Genomic DNA, 25,864 nt, shown 5'->3' with positions numbered 1-25,864 from the left:
ACTTGTTCCGAACCGCCGCAGTACCCGCCGCCCGCCCCGCCGCCTCCCAGCTGACCGTCACCGACGTCACCAAGCGCTACACCCACCACGTGGTCCTGGACCGGGTGTCGTTCGCCGTCCGGCCCGGCGAGCGGGTCGCCGTCGTCGGGGACAACGGCTCCGGCAAGTCCACCCTGCTCCGGCTCCTGGCCGGCGCAGAGCGCCCCGACAACGGGGAGGTGACCGTCGTCGCCCCGGGCGGCGTCGGTCACCTGGCGCAGACCCTGGACCTGCCCGACTCGGCCACCGTCGGCGACGCCGTCGACCTCGCCCTGAGCGACCTGCGCGCCCTCGAACGCCGCATCCGCGAGGCGGGCGCCGCCCTGGACGGCGGCGGGCCGGCCGCCCGGGACCGGTACGCCGCGCTCGTCGCGGAGTTCGAGGCACGCGGCGGATACGACGCCGACCGCCGCGTCGAGGTGGCCCTGCGCCACCTCGGCGAACCGGCCGGCCTGGACCGCGCGCGGCGGCTCGGCACCCTCTCCGGCGGCCGGCGCTCCCGCCTCGCCCTGGCCGCGACCCTCGCCTCGGCGCCCGAGCTGCTGCTGCTCGACGAGCCCACCAACGACCTGGACGACGAGGCCGTGGCCTGGCTGGAGGGACGGCTGCGGGCGCACCGGGGCACCGTCGTCGCCGTCACCCACGACCGTGCCTTCCTCGACCGGGTCACCGACGTGGTCCTGGAGGTCGACGACCACACCCGCTCGGTACGCCGCTACGGCGACGGCTACGAGGGCTACCTCACGGCGAAGGCCGCCGAACGCGCCCGTACGGCCCGGGAGTACGAACAGTGGCGGTCCGAGGTGGCCCGCCGGGCCCGCCTCGCCGACTCCCACATCGGACGCCTCGAGGCGATCCCGCGCAAGGGCCCCTGGGCGTTCAGCGGCGCGGGCGCCTTCCGGGCCCGCTCACGGGCGCACGGCGCCATGGGCCGCGTCCGCAACGCGCGCGAGCGCCTGCACCGCCTCACCGAGAACCCGGCGCCCGCCCCGCCCGAACCCCTCCGGTTCACCGCCGCGCTGCGGGCCGCGGCGGACGACGGCGGCGTGGAGCTGGCCGACCTGCGCGTGCCCGGACGCCTCGCCCTGGACGCCCTGCGCGTCCCGGCAGGGGGCAGGCTGCTGGTCACCGGCCCCAACGGCGCCGGCAAGACCACGCTGCTGCGGGTCCTCGCCGGGGAGCTGGTGCCCGAGCCGGGCGCGACGGTACGGCGGCCCGTCCGGGCCGGGTTCCTGCGCCAGGTGGCCGCGCCCCTCGGCGCGCGGGAGGGACGCCGGTCCGTGCGCGCGGCCTTCGGGGAGGACCGCGCGCAGACACTGCTCGCCCTCGGCCTCTTCCGCGCCGCGGACCTGGACCGGCCCGTCGGCGATCTCTCCACCGGGCAGCGCCGCCGCCTCGAACTGGCCCGCCTGGTCGCCGAACCCCACGACCTGCTGCTGCTCGACGAGCCGACGAACCACCTCTCGCCCGCCCTGATGGAAGACCTCCAGGCCGCCCTGGCCGACTATCCGGGCACCCTCGTCGTCGTCTCCCACGACCGGCGCCTGCGGGCGTCCTTCGACGGGCCCGTCACCGCACTGGCGCCCGTCGGATGAGCCCGGCGCTCAGGCCGACTCGTTGAGCAGCCGCGCCAGGTGCGCGCGCCCCGCGTCCAGCAGACCGGGCAGCGGTTCGGCCGCCTCGTACCACCGCTTCTCGTACTCCCAGCACAGCCAGCCGTCCCAGCCCTCGCGCGAGAGCACCTCGACGCACTCGCCGAGCGGCAGCACCCCGGCGCCGAGCGGCAGCGGGGTGGTGTCGTCGGCGGAGGCGATGTCCTTGACCTGGACGTACCCGAGGTGCGGGGCGAGGGCCAGATAGCTCTCGGACGGCTCCTCACCGCCCAGCCAGGTGTGCATCACGTCCCACAGCGCGCCGACCTGCCGGTGGCCGACCAGACCCAGGACGCGCATCGCGTCGGCGCCCGTGCGGTGCGAGTCGTGGGTCTCCAGGAGGATGCGCACGCCGACCTCGGCGGCGTACTCGGCGGCCGTGCCCAGCCGCCGGGCGGCCGTCGCGTCCGCCTCCTCGGGGCTCTGCTCGTCGCCCCCGCCGGGGAAGACGCGGATGTACGGGGCGCCGAGGTCGCGGGCCAGCTGGAGCAGGCCGCGGACCTCGGCCAGCACGGCCTCGTCGTCGCCCGGCGCGGCGAGGCGGGCGTACCCCGCCACGCCCAGCGGCTCGATCCCGGACGCCCGCAACTCGGCGGCCACCGCCGCCCGTTCGTCGGGGGTCAGGCCCGGATGCACCGGTTCCTCCGGGTGGGCGCGCAGCTCGACGCCGTGGTATCCGTGCGCGGTGGCGAGACCGAGCACGTCGCGCAGGGGCAGGCCGGGGACACCGAGGGTGGAGAACGCCAGCTTCATGGTGACGGAGCGTACCCCCGCCGCCGAACGGCACTCCTCCTCACGGGCGAGGTGTCGCCGACCTCGGTGCCTTCGGCCCGTCGTGCGGCAGTTCGAGGCGAGGCCGTCCGGGCCGGGAGCGGGCGCCCGCGGGGCCCGGCGACACCGCACCGGTACGCGGCACCGCGACACCCGACGGCGCCTACGCCCGGGGCGCCCCGGAGGACCCCCGCACCATCAACTCCCCGCGCACCGTCGCGATCCCCCCGATCGGCGCCTCCTGACGGCCCATCGCGATCCGGCCCGCCCGCGCCCCCGCCTCCGCGAGCGGCAGCCGGACCGTCGTCAGCGCGGGCACCGCGTCGATGCTGAACGGCAGGTCGTCGAAGCCGGCCACCGACACGTCCCGCGGAATCCGCAGCCCCGAGTCCCGCAGCGCCGCGCACGCGCCCAGCGCGACGGTGTCGTTCGCGGCGACGACGGCGGTCAGCGAGGGGTCCCGGCGCAGCAGCTCCAGCGTCGCCTCGTAGCCGGACTGCCGGTCGTAGGGGCCGTGGACCGTCCAGCGGGCGTCCTCCTCGATGCCGTGCGCCGCGAGCGCCGCGCGGTGTCCCTCCAGCCGGTGCCGGGTGGTCGTCCGCTCCTCCGGCCCCGCGATGTAGCCGAGCCGCCGGTGACCGAGGCCGATCAGGTGCTCGGTCAGTTCCCGGCCGCCCCCGCGGTTGTCGAAGGTCAGCGCGATCGCCCCGGTCCCGGGCGCCGGCGGCCGCCCGCACAGCACCACCCGCGTCCCGGCCTCCGTGAGCTTGCGCAGCTTCGCCGCCACCGCCGCCTGGTGCCCCGCGTCCTCCATCGCCCCGCCGGTCAGCACCACGGCCGCCGCCCGCTGGCGCTGGAGCAGGGTGAGGTAGGTCAGCTCGCGTTCCGGGCTGCCGCCGGTGTTGCAGACCACGGCGAGTCTCTCGCCGCCCGCTCTGCCGCCCGGCCCCCCGATCTCGGACTGGACCGCGCCGGCCATGATGCCGAAGAAGGGGTCGGCGATGTCGTTGACCAGGATGCCCACCAGGTCCGAGGTGGCCGCCGCCAGCGCGCTCGCGGGGCCGTTGAGGACGTAGTCCAGCTCGTCGACCGCCTTGAGCACCCGCTCGCGCGTGGACGCGGCGACGGGATAGTTCCCGTTCAGCACGCGCGACACCGTCGCGGGGGAGACCTGGGCGCGGGCCGCCACGTCCGCCAGGGTCACCGTCATGTCCTCGTCCTCCGCCTCGCGCCTGTGCCGTACACCGTCGTCCCGTCCCGGGTGACCTTACGACCACGGCCCGCCGCTGTTCGCGCCCTCGAACAACTCGCCCGGGGTCCCGGTCTTGTCCAGACCACCGTCCACAGGTTAGCTTCGTAGCGCATAGAAAGCGCTTGCTGTATCGCACGACCTCCTCCTCCCCGCCCGTACGAAGGGAACGACGTGACACGCAAGACGGTGCGAATCGCCATGAACGGTGTGACCGGGCGCATGGGCTACCGCCAGCACCTCGTCCGCTCCATCCTGGCCCTCCGCGAACAGGGCGGCCTCGACCTCGGCGACGGCACCGTGCTGTGGCCGGAGCCGGTCCTGGTCGGCCGCCGCGAGCACGCCCTGAAGGCGCTCGCCGAACGGCACGGCCTGGAGCACGTCTCGACCGACCTGGACGCGGTCCTCGCCGACCCGTCCGTGGAGATCTACTTCGACGCCCAGGTCACCTCCGCCCGCGAGGAGGCGATCAAGAAGGCGATCGCCGCGGGCAAGCACGTCTACACCGAGAAGCCCACCGCCACCGGGCTGCAGGGCGCCCTGGAGCTGGCCCGCCTGGCGAACGCCGCCGGCATCAAGCACGGCGTGGTGCAGGACAAGCTCTTCCTCCCCGGCCTGCTCAAGCTCAAGCGCCTCATCGACGGCGGCTTCTTCGGCCGCATCCTGTCCGTGCGCGGCGAGTTCGGCTACTGGGTCTTCGAGGGCGACTGGCAGGAGGCGCAGCGCCCCTCCTGGAACTACCGCGCGGAGGACGGCGGCGGCATCGTCGTCGACATGTTCCCGCACTGGGAGTACGTCCTGCACGAGCTGTTCGGCCGGGTGAAGTCCGTGCACGCCCTGGCCACCACCCACATCCCGCAGCGCTGGGACGAGAACGGCAAGCCGTACGACGCCACCGCCGACGACGCCGCCTACGGCGTCTTCGAGCTGGACGGCGGCACGGTCGCCCAGATCAACTCCTCCTGGGCGGTGCGCGTCAACCGCGACGAACTGGTCGAGTTCCAGGTCGACGGCACCGAGGGCTCCGCCGTCGCGGGGCTGCGGGGCTGCCGCGTCCAGCACCGCTCCGCCACGCCCAAGCCGGTCTGGAACCCGGACATCCCCGCCACCGAGGCCTTCCGCGACCAGTGGCAGGAGGTCCCCGACAACCAGGACTTCGACAACGGCTTCAAGGCCCAGTGGGAGCTGTTCCTCAAGCACGTGTACGCCGACGCGCCCTACCACTGGGACCTGCTGGCCGGCGCCCGCGGCGTCCAGCTCGCCGAGCTGGGCCTGAAGTCCTCGGCCGAGGGCCGCCGCCTCGACGTACCGGAGATCGCGCTGTGACCCTCCACCTGCCCGACGCGCACGGCACCCTGCGCGCCTACGAGCCCCGCACCGACCCCCTGGCACTCGGCCCAGGAAGCGCTTTCACCTCGCGTACGGTCTTCTCCGCCGCGCACGTCGTCGCCGATCCGTACGCCGACATCACCCCCGACTCGCCGGCCGCCGTCGACTGGGACGCCACCCTCGCCTTCCGCCGCCACCTGTGGTCCCACGGCCTCGGGGTCGCCGAGGCCATGGACACCGCCCAGCGCGGCATGGGCCTGGACTGGGCCGGTGCCGCCGAGCTGATCCGCCGCTCCGCCGCCGAGGCGCGGGCGTGCGGCGGCCGCATCGCCTGCGGCGTCGGCACCGACCAGCTCACCGCCACCGCCACCACCCTCGTCGAGGTCCGGGCCGCCTACGAGGAACAGCTCGCCGTGGTCGAGGAGTCCGGCGCCCAGGCCATCCTGATGGCCTCCCGCGCCCTCGCCGCGACCGCGAAGGGCCCCGAGGACTACCTGGAGGTCTACGGCCACCTCCTGCGCCAGGCCGCCGAACCGGTGATCCTGCACTGGCTGGGCCCGATGTTCGACCCGGCCCTGGAGGGCTACTGGGGCTCGTCCGACCTCGACGCGGCGACCGGCACCTTCCTGGAGGTCATCGCCGCCCACCCCGACAAGGTCGACGGCATCAAGGTCTCCCTCCTGGACGCCCGGCGCGAGGTCGACCTGCGCCGCCGCCTCCCGCAGGGCGTGCGCTGCTACACCGGCGACGACTTCCACTACCCGGAGCTGATCGCCGGGGACGAACAGGGCTTCAGCCACGCCCTGCTCGGCATCTTCGACCCGCTGGGCCCGCTGGCCGCCGAGGCGGTCCGCGTCCTCGACACCGGGAACACGGAGGGCTTCCGCGCCCTCCTCGACCCCACCGTCGCACTCTCCCGCCACCTCTTCCGGGCGCCGACCCGCTACTACAAGACGGGCGTGGTGTTCCTGGCCTGGCTGGCGGGCCACCAGGACCACTTCTCCATGGTCGGCGGTCTGCAGTCGGCCCGCTCGCTGCCCCACCTCGCCCGCGCCTACGAACTCGCCGACGGCCTCGGCCTGTTCCCGGACCCGAAGAGGGCCGAGGAGCGGATGCGGACCCTGCTGTCGCTGTACGGAGTGGACCAGTGAGCGATCTCGCGCGTTTCAGTATCAACCAGATGACGGTCAAGCAGCTCTCGCTGCCCGAACTGACCGCCGCCTGCCGCGACCTGGGCGTCGGCAACGTCGGCCTGTGGCGCGAACCCGTCCAGGCGTACGGCGTCGAGGCCGCGGCGAAGCTGGTCCGCGACGCGGGCCTGACCGTCACCACCCTGTGCCGCGGCGGCTTCCTCACCGCGACCGACCCGGACGCACGCGCGCGGGCCCTGGCCGACAACCGCCGCGCCGTCGACGAGGCCGCGACCCTCGGCACCGACACCCTGGTTTTGGTCTCAGGGGGCCTCCCGCCGGGCGACAAGGACCTGCGCGCCGCCCGGGAACGCATCGCGGACGCGCTGGCCGAGCTGGGCCCCTACGCCGAGGAGCACGGCGTACGCCTCGCCATCGAGCCGCTGCACCCCATGTACGCCTCCGACCGCTGTGTGGTCTCCACCCTCACCCAGGCCCTGGACCTCGCCGAGCGCTTCCCGGCCCATCAGGTCGGCGTCACCGTCGACACGTACCACATCTGGTGGGACGACCGGGCTCCCGAGCAGATCGCCCGGGCCGGCGCGGGCGGCCGCATCCACACCTTCCAGCTCGCCGACTGGACCACGCCGCTGCCCGAGGGCGTGCTCAACGGCCGGGGTCAGATCGGCGACGGCGCGATCGACATGCGGGAGTGGCAGGGGTACGTGGAGGCCGCCGGATACACCGGCGCCATCGAGGTCGAGCTGTTCAACGAGGGCCTGTGGGCCCGGGACGGGCGCGAGGTGCTGGCCGAGACGGCACAGCGGTTCGCCGCGCACGTGGCCCCGGCGGGCACCGGAAAATAAAACCCGGCGATCCGTGCAACCGTTGCGCGGGTCCACGGGTCGTACTTGTCATCAGAACCCCGACGGGGGACCCGGGGGGGATCGAGGGGTTCTGAAGGGGAGGGAAACCCGAGGGGGCCCGGTCGACGACCGGGCCCCCTCGAAGTCTCCGGGCTCCGCGTCCCCGGCTCTCAGAAGAAGACCCCGCACCGCAGCAGCACGTTCGCGTACGGCCGGGCCTCCCCGGTCCGCACCACCAGCCTCGCCCCCGCCGACAGTTCCTTCAGCCGCTCGTGCGGGACGAGACCCAGGCCGGGGAAGTGCCCGTCGAGCAGCGCGGCGGCCTCCGCGTTGGCGCCGCGGACCTCCTCCGCCGCCGTCGCGCCCTCGACCACCAGCTCGTCGAGCAGCCCGTCCAGCACCTCGGCGAAGGAGGGCACGCCCGCGCGGAAGGCGAGGTCGACGACGCGCGGACCCGACGGGATCGGCATCCCCGCGTCGCACACCAGGACCCCGTCGCCGTGGCCGAGTTCGGCGAGGGCGCCCGCGAGGTGGCGGTTGAGTATCCCGGCCTTCTTCACCGCTTCGCCCCCCTCACAGCGCGTCGACCTCCGCCGCCGTCGGGTACGACGCCTGCGCGCCCGCCCTGGTCACCGCCGCCGCTCCCACCCGGGCCGCGTAGGCCGCGGCCTGGGCCAGCGAGGCGCCGGTGCCCAGCCGCCAGGCCAGCGCCGCCGTGAACGCGTCGCCCGCGCCCGTCGTGTCCACGGCGTCCACCTTCACGGACGGCACCCGGGACACCTCCGCCCCCGACGCCACCAGCGCACCCTCCGCGCCCAGCGTGACGACCACCGAGCGCGGCCCCTTGGCCAGCAGGATGCGGGCCCAGTCCTCGGGGCGGTCGCTCACACAGGCGTCGCCGAGGATGACCTTCGCCTCGTGCTCGTTGACGATCAGCGGGTCGCAGGCGTCCAGCACCTCCCGCGGAAGCGGCAGCGGCGGCGACGGGTTCAGCACGAAACGGCTGCCCGGCGCCAGGCTCCGGACGACCTCCACCACCGTCTCCAGCGGCACCTCCAACTGTGTGGAGACCACGCGGGAGGCATGGAAGAGGCTGGCGGCGGCGCGGACGTCGCCGGGTGCCAGGCGGCCGTTGGCGCCCGGCGAGACCACGATGCTGTTGTCGCCGGACGGGTCGACGGTGATCAGCGCGACGCCGGTCGGGGCGCCGCCGACCAGGACGCCCACCGTGTCGACACCGGCCGCCCGCTGCGAGTCCAGCAGCAGCCGGCCGTAGTCGTCGTCGCCGACCCGGGCCAGCAGGGCCGTGCGGGCACCGAGCCGGGCGGCGGCCACCGCCTGGTTCGCGCCCTTGCCGCCCGGGTGGACGGCCAGGTCGGTGCCGAGCACCGTCTCGCCGGCCCCCGGCCGCCGCTCGACGCCGATCACGAGGTCGGCGTTGGCCGATCCCACGACCAGGAGGTCGTAGTCGTACATGAATCGCTCTCCGATCCCGATGAACCCGAGTGAATCCGCGTGAGGCCCGCGGGCCGTTCTGCCCGTCTCAGCCCTCGAAGCCGGCCACGTTCTCCTTGGTGACGACCTTCACCGGCACCTTCACCATCTTCTCCGTCTTCTCGCCCTCGGCGGCCCGCAACGCGTTCTCCACGGCGATCCTGCCCAGTTCCCTGGGCTGCTGCGCCACCGAGGCGTACAGCGTGCCCTCCCGCACCGCCTTCAGCCCGTCCGGCGTGCCGTCGAACCCGACGACCTGCACGGACTTCCCGGCCTTGGAGCCCAGCGCCTTGATCGCGCCGAGCGCCATCTCGTCGTTCTCCGCGAAGACACCGTCGACGTCGGGGTGCGCCTGGAGCAGGTTGGTCATCACGTCCAGGCCCTTGGTGCGGTCGAAGTCCGCGGGCTGCTTGGCGACGACCTTGATGCCCGGGTACTCCTTCAGCCCGGCCGCGAAGCCCGCGCCGCGCTCCCGGCTGGCGGAGGTGCCGGCCTGGCCCTGGAGGATGACGATGGTGCCCTTGCCGCCGAGCTTCTCGGCGAGCGCCCGGGCGCCCAGCTTGCCGCCCTCGACGTTGTCGGAGGCGACCAGCGCCGAGGTGTCCGCCTTGTTGACGCCCCGGTCCACCGCGATGACGGGGATGTCGTCCTTGTTCGCCGAGCGCACCGAGGGGCCGGCCGCGTCGGAGTCCACCGGGTTGACGATGATCGAGGACAGGCTCCCGCTGACGAAGTTCTGCAGCTGGTTGGCCTGCTGGGAGGCGTCGTTCTGGGCGTCCGTGACCGTCAGGTCCACGCCCAGCTTCTTCGCCCGCTCCTCGGCGCCGGCGCGGATCTGCACGAAGAACGGGTTGTTCAGCGTGGACAGCGACAGACCGATCCGCTGGGTCTTACCGCCCGAGGACCCGTTGTGCAGCAGCGAGGTCGCGCCGACCACGGCGACGGCGACGACGGCCGCGATGACGTACGTCAGTGCCTGCTTGCCCCGGTTCCCGCCGCCGGACGCCCCGGCCGCCGGGGTCGTCGCGCCCGCCTTGCGGCGCAGCGTGTCGAAGAGCACGGCCAGCGCGATGACGACACCGATGACGACCTGCTGCCAGAACGCGGAGACGGACAGCAGGTTGAGGCCGTTGCGCAGCACCGCGAGGATCAGCGCGCCGATCAGCGTGCCGGACGCCTTGCCGGTGCCGCCGGCGAGCGAGGCGCCGCCGATGACGACGGCGGCGATGGCGTCCAGTTCGTAGCCCTGCGCGGCCTGCGGCTGCGCGGAGGAGAGACGGGAGGCCAGCACGATGCCCGCGGCGGCGGCGAACAGCCCGGAGAAGGCGTAGATGGCGAGCTTCTGCCGCTTCACCCGCAGCCCGGACAGCCGGGCGGCCTCCTCGTTGCCGCCGATGGCGTACATGGAGCGCCCGATGTAGGTCCGCCCGAGGACGAAGGCCGTGATCAGCCCCATCACGATCATCACCAGCACGGGCACCGGCAGCCACCCGCCGAGCGTGTCACCGAGGTGCGAGACCGACTCCGGGAAGGCGATCGGCGAGCCCTGCGAGATGACCAGGGACAGACCGCGCCCCACCGACAGCATGGCGAGCGTCGCGATGAACGGCGGCAGCTTCCCGTACGAGATGAGGAAGCCGTTCACCAGGCCGCAGGCGATGCCGGTGGCGACGGACAGCAGCACCGCCAGCACCACGGGCATCCCGGCCTCGGTGGCGCTCCACGCCAGCACGGTGGCCGACAGCGCGGCGACCGAGCCGACCGACAGGTCGATGCCGGCCGAGACGATGACGAAGGTGACGCCGAAGGCGAGGATCGCGGTGACGGCGGCCTGGACGCCGACGTTGAGGAGGTTGTCGGCGGTCAGGAAGTCCCCGGACAGCGCCGACATGGCGATGACGAGGACGATCAGCGCGGTCAGGGCGCCGTTGTCGAGCAGCAGGCGGCGCAGGCCGCCCGTGGCGCCGCCCTGCGCGCCCGGCTTGCTCTTGAGCGTGTCAGTGGCCACGGGAGGCCTCCGTTCCGGTTTCGTCGGTGTGCGGGGTGCTGACGGCGAGCGCCATCACGGCGTCCTGGGTGGCCTCGGCGGCGGGAAGTTCGCCGGCGATCCGCCCCTGCGCCATGACGACCACCCGGTCGCTCATGCCGAGCACCTCGGGGAGGTCGCTGGAGATCATGAGCACGGCGGCGCCGGCGGCCGTCAGTTCGTTGATGAGCTGGTAGATCTCGACCTTGGCGCCGACGTCGATGCCGCGCGTCGGCTCGTCGAGGATCAGCACCTTGGTGTTCGCCAGCAGCCACTTGCCGATGACGACCTTCTGCTGGTTGCCGCCGGACAGGGTCCGCACGTGCTGCCCGAGCCCGGCCATCCGCACGCCGAGCTGCCCGGCGATCCGCTCGGCCGCCGCGTGCTGCCCCTTGAGGTCCACGAGCCCCGCGCGGGCGGACGACCTCAGCGTCACCAGCCCCAGGTTCTCCTCGACGGAGGCGTCGAGCACCAGCCCCTGACCCTTGCGGTCCTCGGGCACCAGCCCGATCCCGGCGGCCATCGCGGCGTTGACGTCGTGCCGCCGCAGCGGCGCGCCCGCGACGTGCACGCTCCCGGAGTCGTAGGGGTCGGCGCCGAACACCGCCCGCACGACCTCCGTGCGCCCGGCCCCGACCAGCCCGGCGATGCCGACGACCTCACCGGCCCGCACCTCGAAGCTCACGTCGTGGAAGACGCCGTCCCGCGTGAGTCCCTCGACCCTGAGCAACGCCTCACCGGCGTCACCGCGTTCGCGCGGGTACTGCTGCTCGATGGACCGTCCGACCATCAGCCGCACCAGCTCGTCCTCGGGCGTGGAGGCGGGCACCTGCCCGACGCTCCTGCCGTCCCGGATGACGGTGACGCGGTCGCCGAGGGCGGCGATCTCCTCCAGGTGGTGGGTGATGAAGACGATGCCCACACCGTCCTCGCGCAGCCGCCGCACGATGGCGAAGAGCTTGTCGACCTCCTCGGAGGTGAGCACGGCGGTCGGCTCGTCCATGATGAGCACCCGCGCGTCCAGGCTGAGCGCCTTGGCGATCTCGACCATCTGGAGGCGCGCGATACCGAGTTCACGCACCCGTGCCCGCGGGGACACCTTGACCCCCACGCGCTCCAGCAGCACCTCCGCGTCCGCGTCCATCTTCTTCCGGTCGATCATCCCGAACCGGCGGGGCTGGCGCCCCAGGAAGATGTTCTCGGCGACCGTCAGGTCGGGGACGAGGTTGAACTCCTGGTAGATGGTGGCGATCCCGAGCCGCTCGGAGTCCTGCGCACCGTGGATGCGCACCTCCTCGCCGCCGGCCAGGATGCGCCCGGCGTCGGGCGTGTAGGCGCCGGAGAGCATCTTGATGAGGGTGCTCTTGCCCGCGCCGTTCTCACCGAGCAGCACGTGCACCTCGCCCCGGCGCAGGTCGAAGTCGACGCTGTCGAGCGCGACCACGCCGGGGAAGGTCTTGCGGATGCCCTCGATGCGCAGCAACTCGTCCGGACTGCGGCTGCTCACGGCGTACTCCTTCGTACGGGGGAGGGGGACGGGGGGTGTGCGGTGCCGGAGGGGGACTCTCCGCACGAGCGGCGCACGACGAGCCGTGCCGGCAGGGTGACGGACTCGCCGGTCCGCCCCTCGATCCGGTCGACGAGCGCGCGTACGGCGGCCCGCCCGAGGTCGCCCGTGGGCTGGGCGATCGCGGTGACCGGGGGATCGGTGTGCACGAACCAGCGGATGTCGTCGAACGCGGCGAGCGCGATGTCCTCGGGGACGCGCAGCCCGCGCGCCCGTACGGCGTCCAGCGCGCCGAGCGCCATCAGGTTGTCGGCGGCGAACACGGCGTCGGGCGGCTCGGGCAGGTCGAGGAACCCCTCGGTGACCCGGCGTCCGCTCTCCGCCTGGAAATCGCCCTGGCCGATGCGGTCGTCGGGGAGGGGGAGCCCGTACTCGGCGAGCGCCTCGCGGAAGGCGTCGACGCGCTCGCGTCCGGTCGTGGTGGCGGCGGGCCCGGCGATGATGGCGAGCCTGCGGTGCCCGAGCCGGTACAGGTGGGCGACGAGGTCCCGCACCGCGCCCCGCCCGTCCGACCGCACCACGGGCACGTCCACGCCGGGGATCCAGCGGTCGACGAAGACCATCGGGGTGCCGGCCCGCGCGGCCTCCAGCATGCGCGGGGAGCCGCCGTCGGTGGGGGAGACGAGGAGCCCGTCGATCCGCCGGTCGAGCAGCGTCGTCACGTGGTGGTCCTGGAGATCGGGCCGCTCGTCGGCGTTGCCGATGATGACGCTGTAGCCGAGCGCGCGGGCCTCTTCCTCCACGGAACGGGCCAGTTCGGTGAAGTAGGGGTTCATGACGTCGCTGATGACCAGCCCGAGGGTGCGGGTCTGATCGGTGCGCAGCGACCGGGCGACGGCGTTCGGCCGGTAGCCCAGCGCCTCGACGGCGGCCAGCACGCGGGCGCGGGCGCCGGGGCTGACGGACGGGTGGCCGTTGAGGACGCGCGAGACCGTCGCGACGGAGACACCCGCCTCGACGGCGACGTCCTTGATGCTCGCCATCGCCGTTTCCACCTCCTCGTGGAATCGATTACACGGAGGATTGGAAACGATTACACGGGCGGATGGCAAGGGGGGTGCGCCGGGCCGAGACGCAATCGTGACCCGCCGTGCCCGCCACCCTCGCGCCACCCGGCCCTGCTTCCCTGGCGCCCGTCCTTGCGTCCGTCCTTGCGCCCGCCCCGGGCCTGCCCGCGCCTTGTGCCCCCTGGACGTGCCGCGGCCCGGCTCCGGGGCGAGGGCCCCGGGTCGGGCCGGGTCGGGCGGCGGTGGTGCCGTCGATCAGCTCGTCGCCGCCTCGAACATGCCCGCCTCGTACGAGCCTCCCGGCTGGTGCGTGATCACGGCCATCCGGTTGGCCGCGTTGATCAGGGCGACCAGGCAGACCAGGGCGGCGGTCTGGTCGTCGTCGTAGTGCTCGCGCACCCGCGCCCAGGTCTCGTCGGACACCCCCGGGTGCGCGTCGGCGAGCCGGGTGCCCTCCTCGGCCAGCGCCAGGGCGGCCTGCTCGGCCTCGGTGAACACGGTCGACTCGCGCCAGGCGGCGACCAGATGGAGCCGCGCCGCGCTCTCGCCGGCCGCCTCGGCCTCCTTGACGTGCATGTCGATGCAGTGGCCGCAGCCGTTGATCTGGCTGGCCCGCAGCGACACCAGTTCCTGCGTGGCCCTCGGCAGCGTCGACCCGTGGAGCACCAGGGCGGTGCCCGCGAACCGCTTGCCGAACTTGACGCCGATCTCGTTCTCGAACAGGTTGAAGCGGGTGTCCATGATCTCGTCCTCGCCGTCGGTGTCTCGCTGACGCCCACAAGATGCCGACGGGCCCGACCCTGTGACGGGCCGCCGGTGTGACGTGGACCACCGGCGGCGGGTGTCACACGGCGGCGGCGGCCGGTGTCCTGTGCGCGTGACCCCGACCAGGACCGACGAACGGGAGAAGCCGGTGACCAGCGAGCCCAGCGGACGCGAACGGGACGGCGCCACCGAGGCGTTCGTCGCCCACCGCAACCTGCTCTTCACCGTCGCCTACGAGATGCTCGGCTCGGCCGCCGACGCGGAGGACGTCCTCCAGGAGACCTGGCTGCGCTGGGCGGGCGTGGACCTCGCCGAGGTGCGCGACCGCCGCGCCTACCTCGTCCGCATCACCACCCGCCAAGCCCTGAACCGGCTGCGCGCGCTCGGCCGCCGCAAGGAGTCCTACGTCGGCTCCTGGCTGCCCGAGCCGCTGCTGACCACGCCCGACGTGGCGGAGGACGTCGAGCTGGCCGACAGCGTGTCGATGGCGATGATGCTGGTCCTGGAGACGCTGACGCCGACCGAACGGGCGGTGTTCGTGCTGCGCGAGGTGTTCGACCTCGGCTACGACGAGATCGCCGAGGCCGTGGAGAAGAGCCCGGCCGCCGTCCGGCAGATCGCGCACCGGGCCCGCGCGCACGTCGCGGCCCGCCGGCCGCGCGGGGTGGTCTCGGCCGCCGAGTCACGGCAGGCGCTGGACGCCTTCCGCAGGGCCGTCGAGACGGGCGACCTCCAGGGCCTGCTCGACATCCTCTCCCCGGACGTCGTCCTGCTCGGCGACGGCGGCGGCGTCAAGCAGGCCGTGCTGCGGCCCGTCACGGGGCGGGACAAGGTGGCCCGGCTGGTGCTCGGCGGACTGCTCAAGCACGCCGCCTCGCTGTCACTGGGACCGGCGCAGGTCAACGGATACCCGGCCCTGGTCGTCCACCTCGACGGCGCACTCGACACCGTGGTGGCGGTCCGCCTCGACGAGGGCCGCATCACCGGCCTCTACGCCGTCCGCAACCCCGAGAAGCTCTCGCACATGCGCCGGGAGACGGCCCTGCGCCGCTGAACGCGCGGCTCACCGCGGCTCCGGCAGCGGCTCGCCGGTCTCCAGCAGCGACTTGAGGCTGGACAGGAGGGCCGGCCAGCCGTGCCGGACCATCTCGCGGACGGCGCTGCCGGGCTCGAACCCGTCGTGGACGACGGTCAGCTTCACCGAGCCGCCGCCGAGGTCCTCGATCTCGAACGTGACCTTCGACCGCCGTTCGGCGGAGAGCCTGGCCAGGGTCTCGTCGTCGATCCCGTTGGCCCTCGCCCACTCGGGCGTGAAGGTGTGCCAGGTGTACGACAGGCGCCGGTACGGCTCGGACTCGAGGACGACCTGTTCGGGGTCGGCGGTCCTGGCCGCCCGCTCCTTCCACACCACGGCAGACCCGGCCGCCCAGTCGGTGCCGAACTCGACACCCCAGTAGCGCCGGGTGAAGGCCGGGTCGGTCAGGCCCTGCCACAGCCTCTCGGGCGTGGTCCTGATGTAGGTCGTGCAGACGAACGCGTCGCTGTCCATGGCGGTGTCCTCCAGCGCGTGCTTGAGGTCGGCGAGTGCGCGCACCCGCTCTTGGTCGTAGCGGCTGATCCAGCGGTCGGCGATGGCGTTGATCGGCCCGGCGTCGAGGTAGTGCAGCTTCTCCCGGCCCCGCCGGACGGTGGTGACCAGACCGGCCGCCTCCAGCACCGCCAGGTGCTTGCTGACCGACTGCCGGGCCATGTCCAGCCCGGCGCACAGCTCCCGCAGGCTCTGCCCGTTGCGCGCGTTCAGGCTGTCCAGCAGCCGCCGGCGGCTGCCGTCGGCCAGCGCCTTGAAGACCTCGTCCATCTCCGCCCCTCCGATGTGCAGCCTCTTGGCTGCCTTTCACGTTAGGCAGCCGTCGGGCTGCACGTCAAGCGGGGAGGCCCGCGATATCCACTACCGCCCGGGCCGCCGACGGCGGAGACTCGACCCATGGCGGACATGGCATCGTTCCGGGACGCGGTCACGGCGTGGGCGGCGGGCGGCCCCGAGGGCCCCGCACGCGACCTCGCCGAGCGCCTCTCCGTCCGCACCGTGGTCCTGGTCGAGGGGCCGAGCGACACGGCGGCGGTCGACGCGCTGGCCGCGCGGCGCGGCCGGGACCTGGCGGCGGAGGGGGTCTGCGTCCTGGCGATGGGCGGCGCGATGAGCGTCGGCCGCTTCGCCTCCCTGCTCGGCCCCTGCGGCCTCGACCTCCGCCTGACGGGGCTGTGCGACGAGCGGGAGCAGGGGTACTACGTCCGTGCCCTGGCGCGGGCGGACGCCGCCCCGCAGGACCTGTTCGTCTGCACGGCCGACCTGGAGGACGAACTGGTCCGGGCGCTCGGGGTGGCCCGGGTGACGGAACTGATCGAGGCGGAGGGCGACCTCCGCCCCCTGCGGACCTTCCTCCGCCAGCCCGCCCAGCGGGACCGCACCGCCCAGCAGCGGTTCCGCCGCTTCTTCGGCACCAAGAAGGGCCGCAAGATCCACTACGGCCGCGTCCTGGTGGAGGCCCTGGACCCCGCTCGCACCCCGGCCCCGCTCGCGGACCTGATGGCGGGGCTCTGACCTCCGGCCGCCGAGGGAGCCCGCGTGGTCGCACCGCACGGGTGTACGTGATCCCGCCGGACCGTGCACCGCTGTCACACCCCACCGGTACCGTCGGATCATGACCGACCAGCCCCCCTCGGCCCCCGGTGAGCGGCGGCTCGCCACCCTCGAAGGCGTCCTGGAGCGCATCACGTACGCCAACGAGGAGAACGGGTACACGGTCGCCCGGGTCGACACCGGCAGGGGCGCCGGCGACCTGCTGACCGTCGTCGGCGCGCTGCTCGGCGCCCAGGTCGGGGAGTCGCTGCGGATGGAGGGCCGCTGGGGATCGCACCCCCAGTACGGCAAGCAGTTCCACGTGGAGAACTACACGACCGTCCTGCCCGCCACCGTCCAGGGCATCCGGCGCTACCTCGGCTCCGGACTGGTCAAGGGCATCGGACCGGTCTTCGCCGACCGCATCACGCAGCACTTCGGCATCGACACCCTCAGGATCATCGAGGAGGAGCCCAAGCGGCTCATCGAGGTGCCCGGCCTCGGGCCCAAGCGCACCAAGAAGATCGCCGACGCCTGGGAGGAGCAGAAGGCGATCAAGGAGGTCATGCTCTTCCTCCAGACCGTCGAGGTGTCCACCTCCATCGCGGTGCGCATCTACAAGAAGTACGGCGACGCGTCGATCTCCGTGGTGAAGAACCAGCCCTACCGCCTCGCCGCCGACGTCTGGGGCATCGGCTTCCTCACCGCCGACAAGATCGCCCGGTCCGTCGGCATCCCGCACGACAGCCCCGACCGGGTGAAGGCGGGGCTGCAGTACGCCCTGTCGCAGGCCACCGACCAAGGGCACTGCTACCTCCCCGAGGAGAAGCTGATCGCCGACGCGGTGAAGCTGCTCCAGGTGGACACCGGGCTCGTCATCGAGTGCCTGGGCGAGCTGGCCGCCGAGCCGGAGAGTCCGGACGACGACCCCGGCGTCGTGCGCGAGAAGGTCCCCGACCCGGAGGGCGGCGACCCTGTCACCGCCGTCTACCTCGTGCCCTTCCACCGCGCCGAGCTGGCCCTGGCCGGACAGCTGCGCCGCCTCCTGCGCGCCGACGTGGACCGGATGCCCGGCTTCCAGGACGTGGCCTGGGACAAGGCGCTCGGCTGGCTGAAGCGGCGCACGGGTGCCGACCTCGCCCCCGAGCAGGAGGCGGCCGTCAAGCTCGCCCTCACCGAGAAGGTCGCCGTCCTCACCGGCGGGCCGGGCTGCGGCAAGTCCTTCACGGTCCGGTCGGTCGTGGAGCTGGCGCGGGCCAAGAAGGCGAAGGTCGTCCTGGCCGCGCCCACCGGCCGCGCCGCCAAGCGCCTCGCCGAGCTGACCGGCGCCGAGGCGTCCACGGTCCACCGGCTGCTGGAGCTCAAGCCGGGCGGTGACGCCGCCTACGACCGGGACCGGCCCCTCGACGCCGACCTCGTCGTGGTGGACGAGGCATCCATGCTGGACCTCCTGCTCGCCAACAAGCTGGTCAAGGCGGTGGCCCCGGGTGCGCACCTGCTCTTCGTCGGGGACGTCGACCAGTTGCCCAGCGTGGGGGCGGGGGAGGTGCTGCGGGACCTGCTGGCTCCCGGCAGCCCCGTCCCCGCCGTCCGGCTCACCCGGGTCTTCCGGCAGGCCCAGCAGTCGGGGGTGGTGACCAACGCGCACCGGATCAACGCCGGGCAGCACCCGCTCACCGACGGGCTGAAGGACTTCTTCCTCTTCGTCGAGGACGACACGGAGGAGGCGGGCCGGCTCACGGTCGACGTCGCCGCGCGGCGCATCCCGGCGAAGTTCGGGCTCGACCCGCGCCGGGACGTGCAGGTGCTCGCCCCCATGCACCGCGGACCGGCCGGCGCCGGCACGCTCAACGGGCTGCTCCAGCAGGCCGTCACTCCCGGCCGCCCCGATCTCGCCGAGAAGCGGTTCGGCGGCCGGGTCTTCCGGGTCGGCGACAAGGTCACCCAGATTCGCAACAATTACGAGAAGGGTGAGAACGGTGTCTTCAACGGCACCGTCGGCGTGGTCACCTCGCTCGACCCGGTGGACCAGCGCCTCACCGTGCTGACGGACGAGGACGAGGAGGTTCCGTACGAATTCGACGAACTGGACGAACTGGCCCACGCCTACGCGGTGACCATCCACCGTTCCCAGGGAAGCGAGTATCCCGCCGTGGTGATCCCGGTGACCACCGGCGCCTGGATGATGCTCCAGCGGAACCTGCTGTACACGGCGGTCACCCGGGCCAAGAAGCTGGTCGTCCTCGTCGGCTCCCGCAAGGCGATCGGACAGGCGGTGCGCACGGTCTCGGCCGGTCGGCGCTGCACGGCGCTCGACTTCCGGCTCGCGACCCCCTGAACCCGAGACCCTCCGGTCAAACCTCCGACCCGTGTGAAAAAAATGATCGATCAAATGAGTCGGGAAGGTCACAGAGCACTTCCGGATGGGGAGGAGAGGGGGCAGGATGAGCTGGTTGGCGGCACTGAGTGCCGCCAATAGGCCCGATGGTCGACCCCGAGTGCACTCTCCTGAGCCAAGTGGGGGATGGTAGAGACAGTCAGGGCACCTCGAAGATGAGGCACTACGTCGGTGAGGGAAGACGTGAGCGACAACTCTGTAGTACTGCGGTACGGCGACGGCGAGTACACCTACCCGGTGATCGACAGCACCGTCGGCGACAAGGGCTTCGACATCGGGAAGCTCCGCGCCCAGACCGGTCTGGTGACGCTGGACAGCGGGTACGGCAACACCGCCGCCTACAAATCCGCCATTACCTACCTGGATGGCGAAGCCGGCATCCTGCGGTACCGCGGCTACCCGATCGAGCAGCTGGCCGAGCGCTCTTCCTTCGTGGAGGTCGCCTACCTGCTGATCAACGGCGAGCTGCCGACCGTCGACCAGCTGGCCGCCTTCAAGGGCGAGATCACGCAGCACACCCTGCTGCACGAGGACGTCAAGAACTTCTACAAGGGCTTCCCGCGCGACGCCCACCCGATGGCCATGCTGTCGTCCGTGGTCTCCGCGCTGTCGACGTTCTACCAGGACAGCCACAACCCGTTCGACGAGCGTCAGCGCAACCTCTCGACGATCCGGCTGCTCGCCAAGCTCCCGACGATCGCCGCCTACGCGTACAAGAAGTCGATCGGTCACCCCTTCGTCTACCCGCGTAACGACCTCGGCTACGTGGAGAACTTCCTGCGCATGACCTTCTCGGTCCCCGCGCAGGAGTACGAGCTGGACCCGATCGTGGTCTCCGCGCTGGACAAGCTGCTGATCCTGCACGCGGACCACGAGCAGAACTGTTCGACCTCCACGGTCCGCCTGGTCGGCTCCTCGCAGGCGAACATGTTCGCGTCGATCTCGGCCGGCATCAACGCGCTCTGGGGCCCGCTGCACGGCGGCGCCAACCAGTCGGTGCTGGAGATGCTGGAGGGCATCCGCGACTCCGGCGGCGACGTCGACACCTTCATCCGCAAGGTGAAGAACAAGGAGGACGGCGTCCGCCTGATGGGCTTCGGCCACCGGGTCTACAAGAACTTCGACCCGCGCGCCAAGATCATCAAGGCCGCCGCCCACGACGTGCTCTCCGCCCTCGGCAAGTCCGACGAGCTGCTGGACATCGCCCTGAAGCTGGAGGAGCACGCGCTCTCCGACGACTACTTCACCGAGCGCAAGCTCTACCCGAACGTCGACTTCTACACGGGTCTGATCTACCGGGCCATGGGCTTCCCGACCGAGATGTTCACGGTCCTGTTCGCCCTCGGCCGCCTGCCGGGCTGGATCGCCCAGTGGCACGAGATGATCAAGGAGCCGGGCTCCCGCATCGGCCGCCCGCGCCAGATCTACACCGGCGTCGTCGAGCGCGACTTCGTGCCGGTCGAGGAGCGCTGAGCGACTCCTTCTCCGGGCGGGAGGGTCCCGTGCCCGACGGCGTGAGGTCGTCGGGCACGGGACCTCTCGGCGTTCCGGGCGTGTCGCTCCGGTCCCGGCCACGCACAGCAGAAGGCGCCCCGGCGCCGGTCCCCCCACGGGCCGACGACCAGGGCGCCTTCCCATGTCCCGGTGCGGATTCCCCCCACGGGATCCGGCCGGGCGTCTGTGAGGACAGCGCCTGAATCGCTGTGTCGAGCACGGCGAGCGGAACTCGCCGTGCCTGTCGCTCCTGCACCTCGTGCAGTCCTGCTGTTCGTACTGTTCCGGCTGTTCTGTGTGGTGCGGTCTGCCGGGACAGCGCACCCGGGAGGGCCGCTCAAAGCTTCCCGGTGTACGTGTCCCGGCAACGCAGCTCTGGGAAAGTCCCCCAAGACATCCCCAGATGCCAGGTGGCGCCCCCCAAGACGCTGCCTGACATCGCCAACTTAGACCTTCGAACCCCTTCGATGGTTACGTTCGCATCACTGTGATCTGCGTCTCTTGCATATGTCCGTTAGGTGCGCAAGAGCCCCGATGCGCCGACCGGGACCCAGCGTAAGGAAGATGCGCGAGCCTTGTGAAGAGCTTATGTGAGGCGCGTGCCGGACTCCAGAGGGTGCCGGGCATCGAGACCTCAGCGAAACGCGCGCAGGCGCAGGCTGTTGGTCACCACGAACACCGAGGAGAAGGCCATCGCCGCGCCCGCGATCATCGGGTTCAGCAGCCCGGCGGCGGCCAGCGGCAGCGCGGCCACGTTGTAGCCGAAGGCCCACACCAGATTGCCCTTGATCGTGGACAGGGTGCGCCGGGAGAGGCGGATCGCGTCCGCGGCCACCCGCAGATCGCCGCGGACCAGTGTCAGGTCGCCGGCCTCGATCGCCGCGTCCGTCCCCGTGCCCATCGCCAGTCCCAGGTCGGCGGTGGCGAGCGCGGCCGCGTCGTTGACGCCGTCGCCCACCATGGCGACCGTGCGGCCCTCGCGCCGCAGCCGTTCCACCACGGCGACCTTCTCCTCGGGCAGGACCTCGGCGATCACCTCGTCGACGCCGACCGCCCGGGCCACCGACTCGGCGACCCGCCGGTTGTCACCGGTCAGCAGGACGGGCGTCAGGCCGAGCCGGCGCAGCTCGGCCACCGCCTGGGCACTGGTCTCCCTGACGGTGTCCGCCACGGCGACGACGCCGCGCGCGGTGCCGTCCCAGCCGACCACCACGGCCGTTCGACCGTCCCTCTCGGCCTCGTCGCGGGCGCGGGCGACCTCGGGCGGGAGCGCGTCGTGCAGGCGCCCCACGGTCACCTCACGGCCCGCCACACGACCCCGTACGCCCCGGCCCGGCACGTTCTCGAAGTCCTCGACGTCCGGCAGCGCGCCGAGCCGCTCCTCGGCCCCGGCCGCGACCGCCCGGGCCACGGGGTGCTCGGAGGCGTGCTCGACGGCGCCCGCGAGCCGCAGCAGCTCGTCCTCGTCGGTGCCCTCGGCGGCGTACACCTCCCGCAGGGTCATGCGTCCGGTGGTGACGGTGCCGGTCTTGTCCAGGACGACCGTGTCGACGCGCCGCGTGGACTCCAGCACCTCCGGGCCCTTGATGAGGATGCCGAGCTGGGCGCCGCGCCCGGTGCCGACCAGCAGCGCGGTCGGCGTGGCCAGGCCCAGGGCGCACGGACAGGCGATGATCAGGACGGCCACGGCGGCGGTGAACGCGGCGACGGTGTCACCGGTGGCGCCCAGCCAGCCGCCGAAGGTGGCGGCCGCGATCAGCAGCACGACGGGCACGAAGACCCCGGAGATCCGGTCGGCGAGCCGCTGCACCTCGGCCTTGCCGCTCTGCGCGTCCTCGACCAGCTTCGCCATCCGCGCCAGCCGCGTGTCGGCGCCCACCCGGGTCGCCTCGACCACCAGCCGCCCCGCGGCGTTGACGGTGGCCCCGGTGACGGCGTCGCCGACGGCGACGTCCGACGGCACCGACTCGCCGGTCAGCATCGAGGCGTCCACGGCGCCGGAGCCGTCGACGACGGTGCCGTCGGTGGCGATCTTCTCGCCGGGCCGCACGACGAACCGGTCGCCGACCGCCAGCCGGCCCACCGGGACCCGCACCTCACGCCCGTTCCGCAGCACCGCGACGTCCTTCGCGCCCAGCTCCATCAGGGCCCGCAGGGCGGCCCCGGCGCGGCGCTTGGAGCGGGCCTCCAGCCAGCGGCCGAGCAGCAGGAAGGCGGTGACCCCGGCGGCGGCCTCCAGGTAGATCGCGGACGCGCCGTCGGCGCGCGAGACGGTGAGGTCGAAGCCGTGCCGCATGCCCGGCATGCCCGCGTCCCCGAAGAACAGCGCCCACAGCGACCAGCCGAACGCCGCCAGCGTGCCCAGGGAGACCAGGGTGTCCATGGTGGCCGCGCCGTGGCGGAGATTGGTCCAGGCGGCGCGGTGGAAGGGAAGGCCGCCCCAGACGACGACGGGCGCGGCCAGGGTGAGCGACAGCCACTGCCAGTTGTCGAACTGCAGCGCCGGGACCATCGCGAGCAGGACGACCGGGGCGGCCAGCAGGGCCGAGACGACCAGGCGTCGGCGCAGCGCGGACAGCTCCGGGTCGCCGTCCGCGTCGGCGGGCCGCGCGCCGGTGGCCTCCGCGTCGTCGGCCGGCTCCGGCGGCGGCGCCGGTTCCTCGGCGGTGTAGCCCGTCCTGACGACGGTGGCGATCAGGTCGGCCACCGGCGTGGTCGCCGGGTACGTGATCCGGGCCTTCTCCGTCGCGTAGTTCACCGTGGCGGTGACGCCGTCCATGCGGTTGAGCTTCTTCTCGACCCGGGCGGCGCAGGAGGCACAGGTCATCCCGCCGACGATCAGCTCGACCTCGGCGAGGTCCGGCTCGGTGGCCGCGGTGTCCGTGGGCGTCGCGGCGGTGGTGCTGGTCATGGTCCGGGCTCCAGACGGGCCGGCCGGACCGTACGCGGCCCGGCCGCGGGGGACTGTGGGCGGTGCTGGGGTGCCGGCGGCGGCGCGGCCGCTCAGGCCCTGCCGACCAGCTCGAAGCCGGCCTCGTCCACGGCGGCGCGCACGGCCTCGTCGTCGAGGGGCGCCTCGGAGACGACGGTCACCACGCCGGTGGAGGCGACGGCCTGCACCGAGCCGACGCCCGCGATCTCGGAGATCTCGCCGGAGACGGCGCCCTCGCAGTGTCCGCAGCTCATTCCGCTCACCTTGTAGACGGTGGTGACGGAGCCCTGGGTGTCGGTCTGGGCGGTCATGTCGTTACTCCTCGTCGAGGGCGTGCAGGGCGGAAGCCGTGGTCCGGCGCGGACCACTCACCTCACACTGTACCCCTAGGGGGTATGAATGCGGATGGGCCTGCCGTGAGATGAGGGGCGGGAGGCGGAGACTCCGCCCACGACAGTACGGAAGTGAGGGTGACGGATGCGCGCGGTCGTGTTCGAGCGCTTCGGGGAACCGGCCGAGGTGCGGGAGGTCACCGACCCGCGGCCCGCGCCGCACGGCGTCGTGGTGCGCGTGGAGGCCACCGGGCTGTGCCGCAGCGACTGGCACGGATGGCAGGGCCACGACCCGGACATCACGCTGCCGCACGTGCCCGGCCACGAGCTGGCCGGTGTCGTCGAGGCGGTCGGCGACCGGGTGGCCGGGTGGCGGCCCGGCGACCGGGTGACCGTGCCCTTCGTCTGCGCCTGCGGGAGCTGCGGGGCCTGCGCGGCGGGCGATCAGCAGGTGTGCGAGCGCCAGACCCAGCCGGGCTTCACCCACTGGGGCTCCTTCGCCGAGTACGTCGCGCTGGACCACGCCGACGTCAACCTCGTCGCCGTCCCCGAGGGCATGTCGTACGCGACCGCCGCCTCGCTCGGCTGCCGGTTCGCCACCGCCTTCCGGGCGGTCGTGCAGCAGGGCCGCGTCGCGCCGGGGGAGTGGGTGGCGGTGCACGGCTGCGGGGGCGTCGGCCTGTCCGCGGTGATGATCGCCGCGGCCTCGGGCGCCCGGGTGGTCGCCGTGGACGTCTCGGCGCGGGCGCTGGAACTGGCGCGCGCCTTCGGCGCGGCGGAGTGCGTGGACGCCTCCCGCGCACCGGACACCGCGGCGGCCGTCCTGGACCTCACCGGCGGCGGCGCCCACCTCTCCCTCGACGCCCTCGGCTCGCCCGTGACCTGCGCCGCGTCCGTGGGCGGTCTGCGCCGCCGCGGCCGGCACGTCCAGGTCGGGCTGCTGCCCTCGGCGGACGGCACCACACCGGTGCCGATGGCCCGCGCCGTCGCCCTGGAGCTGGAACTGCTGGGCAGCCACGGGATGGCCGCGCACACCTACCCGCCGATGCTGGAGCTGGTCCGTACCGGCGTGCTCCGGCCCGACCTGCTGGTGACCTCCACCATCGGGCTGGCGGAGGTCCCGGCCGCCCTGTCGGCGATGGGGACGGCGCCCGGCGCGGGCGTGACGGTCATCGAGCCCTGACACCGGCCGCCGGCCGGCCCGCGCGACCGCCGGGGTGACCGCGGTGGGCGGCCCATTCGCGGTCGAGGACGGCCATCAGCACCTCGTCCACCCAGACGCCGTCCCGCCGCTCCACCTCCCGCCGCACGCCCTCGCGGACGAAGCCGACCTTCTCGTACACCCGCAGCGCCCGGTCGTTGAAGGCGTAGGCGTCCAGCTGGACGCGGTGCAGGCCGAGTTCCTCGAAGGCGTACCCGACGATCAGCCGGGTCGCCTCGGTGCCGATGCCCCGGCCCCGCCCCCGGGCGCCGATCAGGGTGCGGAAGGTGCAGGAACGCTCCTCGGGCACCCAGGCGTGGAGCACGACCTCGCCGAGCACCTCGCCGTCGGCGGAGTCGGTGACGGCGAGGTCCAGACGGTCGGGCTGCGCGCTGCGGGAGCCGTACCAGGAGCGCAGCAGCTCGGGGGTGAGTTCGTGCCCCGGCGATCCGGTGAAGCGCCGCACCTCGGGGTCGCCGATGATCTCGCCCATGCGCGCGGCGTCCGCCTCGGTGAAGGGGCGCAGCACGGTCCGCTCGCCGGTCAGGACGGGTTTGACGGAGAAGTCCATGGGCGGATCGTGCCCCAGCCGGCGCCGGAACCCCGAACGGATTTCCGGCCTACCGCTTCCGGTTGCGGGGCCGGGACGCCACCCAGGCCCGGATCGTGTCCGCGTACCAGTACGGTTTGCCCCGCTCCACGTGGTCGGGCGGTGGCAGCAGCCCGTGCTTGCGGTACGACCGCACGGTGTCCGGCTGGACCCGGATGTGGGCCGCGATGTCCTTGTAGGACCAGAGCCTTCGGTCGGTCACTGGTCGCACCTCCCTGTGCGCACCTCGGCGGCGACCGGGGACGGCCGCTGGGGGGAGCCGGGTGCTGCGTCGGTGATCACCAAGCCTGCGACGGGTGAACGACACCGGGTGACGAGCGGTCAGGGGCCGTTCCCGGATGTGACGGAAGCCCCGTGCGCCCGTGACATGCGTGACGGAGCC

General features: G+C 73.1%; 22 protein-coding genes. 9 read left to right on the top strand and 13 right to left on the bottom strand.

The features are described from left to right. Nucleotides 1-2 precede the first annotated feature (2 nt). Nucleotides 3-1,634 carry a ribosomal protection-like ABC-F family protein gene (gene abc-f, locus ACFZP7_RS13045; protein WP_385634474.1) on the top strand — a complete coding sequence of 544 codons (1,632 nt, stop codon included), beginning with the start codon at nt 3-5 and terminating at the stop codon, nt 1,632-1,634. 9 nt (nt 1,635-1,643) lie between these two features. Here the strand turns inward: abc-f and ACFZP7_RS13040 are convergent, their stop codons facing one another. Both ACFZP7_RS13040 and ACFZP7_RS13035 read right to left on the bottom strand, forming a co-directional pair. Then, nucleotides 1,644-2,444: a sugar phosphate isomerase/epimerase gene (locus ACFZP7_RS13040; protein ID WP_223780038.1), complete on the bottom strand. Its 801-nt coding sequence runs from the start codon at nt 2,442-2,444 to the stop codon at nt 1,644-1,646. A 181-nt stretch (nt 2,445-2,625) separates the two neighbouring features. After that, nucleotides 2,626-3,672 (bottom strand): LacI family DNA-binding transcriptional regulator, encoded by a 1,047-nt coding sequence (locus tag ACFZP7_RS13035; protein WP_019325506.1) that lies wholly within the window; start codon nt 3,670-3,672, stop codon nt 2,626-2,628. Nucleotides 3,673-3,885: 213 nt separating this feature from the next. Here ACFZP7_RS13035 and ACFZP7_RS13030 point away from each other — a divergent pair, with 213 nt between their 5' ends. From ACFZP7_RS13030 to ACFZP7_RS13020, 3 genes are read left to right on the top strand one after another with little or no spacing between them, the layout of a single operon-like run. Continuing rightward, nucleotides 3,886-5,037, top strand: a complete 1,152-nt coding sequence (locus tag ACFZP7_RS13030; RefSeq protein ID WP_030978290.1) for a Gfo/Idh/MocA family protein — start codon at nt 3,886-3,888, stop codon at nt 5,035-5,037. Then, complete coding sequence (locus ACFZP7_RS13025) at nt 5,034-6,191, top strand: dihydrodipicolinate synthase family protein (protein WP_385634473.1); 1,158 nt, start codon at nt 5,034-5,036, stop codon at nt 6,189-6,191. Before ACFZP7_RS13030 ends, ACFZP7_RS13025 begins: the two co-directional genes overlap by 4 nt. Beyond that, nucleotides 6,188-7,036, top strand: a complete 849-nt coding sequence (locus tag ACFZP7_RS13020) for a sugar phosphate isomerase/epimerase (RefSeq protein WP_125536142.1) — start codon at nt 6,188-6,190, stop codon at nt 7,034-7,036. The genes ACFZP7_RS13025 and ACFZP7_RS13020 overlap by 4 nt, the downstream gene beginning before the upstream one ends. A 170-nt stretch (nt 7,037-7,206) precedes the next feature. Here ACFZP7_RS13020 and rbsD read toward each other — a convergent pair whose 3' ends face one another. From rbsD to ACFZP7_RS12990, 6 genes are all read right to left on the bottom strand, one after another. Further along, nucleotides 7,207-7,596, bottom strand: a complete 390-nt coding sequence (rbsD, locus tag ACFZP7_RS13015) for a D-ribose pyranase (protein ID WP_019325502.1) — start codon at nt 7,594-7,596, stop codon at nt 7,207-7,209. Nucleotides 7,597-7,609: 13 nt separating this feature from the next. Further along, entirely contained in the window at nt 7,610-8,512 is a 903-nt protein-coding gene (locus ACFZP7_RS13010) for a ribokinase (RefSeq protein ID WP_030978296.1), read from the bottom strand. Between the two features lie 67 nt (nt 8,513-8,579). Next, a complete protein-coding gene (locus ACFZP7_RS13005; RefSeq protein WP_019325500.1) occupies nt 8,580-10,538 on the bottom strand; it encodes a substrate-binding domain-containing protein in 1,959 nt (652 codons plus the stop codon). Beyond that, the gene (locus ACFZP7_RS13000) at nt 10,528-12,063 is read right to left on the bottom strand and encodes a sugar ABC transporter ATP-binding protein (RefSeq protein WP_030978300.1); all 1,536 of its coding nucleotides are present in this window, start codon (nt 12,061-12,063) and stop codon (nt 10,528-10,530) included. The genes ACFZP7_RS13005 and ACFZP7_RS13000 overlap by 11 nt, the downstream gene beginning before the upstream one ends. Then, the gene (locus ACFZP7_RS12995) at nt 12,060-13,106 is read right to left on the bottom strand and encodes a LacI family DNA-binding transcriptional regulator (RefSeq protein WP_031014347.1); all 1,047 of its coding nucleotides are present in this window, start codon (nt 13,104-13,106) and stop codon (nt 12,060-12,062) included. The genes ACFZP7_RS13000 and ACFZP7_RS12995 overlap by 4 nt, the downstream gene beginning before the upstream one ends. Nucleotides 13,107-13,385: 279 nt before the next feature. Then, nucleotides 13,386-13,871, bottom strand: coding sequence for a carboxymuconolactone decarboxylase family protein (locus tag ACFZP7_RS12990; RefSeq protein ID WP_019325497.1), 486 nt, complete (start codon nt 13,869-13,871; stop codon nt 13,386-13,388). Nucleotides 13,872-14,001: 130 nt separating this feature from the next. Between ACFZP7_RS12990 and ACFZP7_RS12985 the strand changes: the two genes are divergently transcribed. After that, on the top strand, nt 14,002-14,949 hold the full coding sequence (locus ACFZP7_RS12985) for an RNA polymerase sigma-70 factor (protein WP_385634472.1): 948 nt from the start codon (nt 14,002-14,004) through the stop codon (nt 14,947-14,949). Nucleotides 14,950-14,958: 9 nt separating this feature from the next. On the opposite strand, the gene ACFZP7_RS12980 is transcribed toward ACFZP7_RS12985, so the two are convergent. After that, nucleotides 14,959-15,753, bottom strand: a complete 795-nt coding sequence (locus ACFZP7_RS12980) for a metalloregulator ArsR/SmtB family transcription factor (protein ID WP_031014349.1) — start codon at nt 15,751-15,753, stop codon at nt 14,959-14,961. 126 nt (nt 15,754-15,879) lie between these two features. On the opposite strand from ACFZP7_RS12980, the gene ACFZP7_RS12975 reads away from it, so the two are divergent. The 3 genes from ACFZP7_RS12975 (at nt 15,880) to ACFZP7_RS12965 (ending at nt 20,386) form a co-directional block, all read left to right on the top strand. Continuing rightward, complete coding sequence (locus ACFZP7_RS12975; protein WP_385634471.1) at nt 15,880-16,497, top strand: TOPRIM nucleotidyl transferase/hydrolase domain-containing protein; 618 nt, start codon at nt 15,880-15,882, stop codon at nt 16,495-16,497. A gap of 100 nt (nt 16,498-16,597) precedes the next feature. Continuing rightward, the gene (locus ACFZP7_RS12970) at nt 16,598-18,853 is read left to right on the top strand and encodes an ATP-dependent RecD-like DNA helicase (protein WP_030978314.1); all 2,256 of its coding nucleotides are present in this window, start codon (nt 16,598-16,600) and stop codon (nt 18,851-18,853) included. A 243-nt stretch (nt 18,854-19,096) separates the two neighbouring features. Further along, nucleotides 19,097-20,386: a citrate synthase gene (locus ACFZP7_RS12965; RefSeq protein WP_019325492.1), complete on the top strand. Its 1,290-nt coding sequence runs from the start codon at nt 19,097-19,099 to the stop codon at nt 20,384-20,386. A 655-nt stretch (nt 20,387-21,041) separates the two neighbouring features. Here the strand turns inward: ACFZP7_RS12965 and ACFZP7_RS12960 are convergent. Both ACFZP7_RS12960 and ACFZP7_RS12955 read right to left on the bottom strand, forming a co-directional pair. Continuing rightward, entirely contained in the window at nt 21,042-23,318 is a 2,277-nt protein-coding gene (locus ACFZP7_RS12960) for a heavy metal translocating P-type ATPase (protein WP_385634470.1), read from the bottom strand. A 92-nt stretch (nt 23,319-23,410) separates the two neighbouring features. Further along, nucleotides 23,411-23,650: a heavy-metal-associated domain-containing protein gene (locus ACFZP7_RS12955; protein ID WP_019325490.1), complete on the bottom strand. Its 240-nt coding sequence runs from the start codon at nt 23,648-23,650 to the stop codon at nt 23,411-23,413. A 166-nt stretch (nt 23,651-23,816) separates the two neighbouring features. On the opposite strand from ACFZP7_RS12955, the gene ACFZP7_RS12950 reads away from it, so the two are divergent. Continuing rightward, the gene (locus ACFZP7_RS12950; protein ID WP_019325489.1) at nt 23,817-24,854 is read left to right on the top strand and encodes a zinc-dependent alcohol dehydrogenase family protein; all 1,038 of its coding nucleotides are present in this window, start codon (nt 23,817-23,819) and stop codon (nt 24,852-24,854) included. Here the strand turns inward: ACFZP7_RS12950 and ACFZP7_RS12945 are convergent. Further along, entirely contained in the window at nt 24,841-25,443 is a 603-nt protein-coding gene (locus tag ACFZP7_RS12945) for a GNAT family N-acetyltransferase (RefSeq protein ID WP_385634469.1), read from the bottom strand. The genes ACFZP7_RS12950 and ACFZP7_RS12945 overlap by 14 nt on opposite strands. A gap of 49 nt (nt 25,444-25,492) precedes the next feature. After that, nucleotides 25,493-25,684, bottom strand: a complete 192-nt coding sequence (locus tag ACFZP7_RS12940) for an AlpA family transcriptional regulator (RefSeq protein ID WP_019325487.1) — start codon at nt 25,682-25,684, stop codon at nt 25,493-25,495. Nucleotides 25,685-25,864: the final 180 nt, after the last annotated feature.

Source organism: Streptomyces sp. SudanB5_2050 (assembly GCF_964272335.1).
GTDB classification, from domain to species: domain Bacteria; phylum Actinomycetota; class Actinomycetes; order Streptomycetales; family Streptomycetaceae; genus Streptomyces; species Streptomyces rochei.
This window is presented reverse-complemented; position numbering and strand designations above follow the sequence as displayed.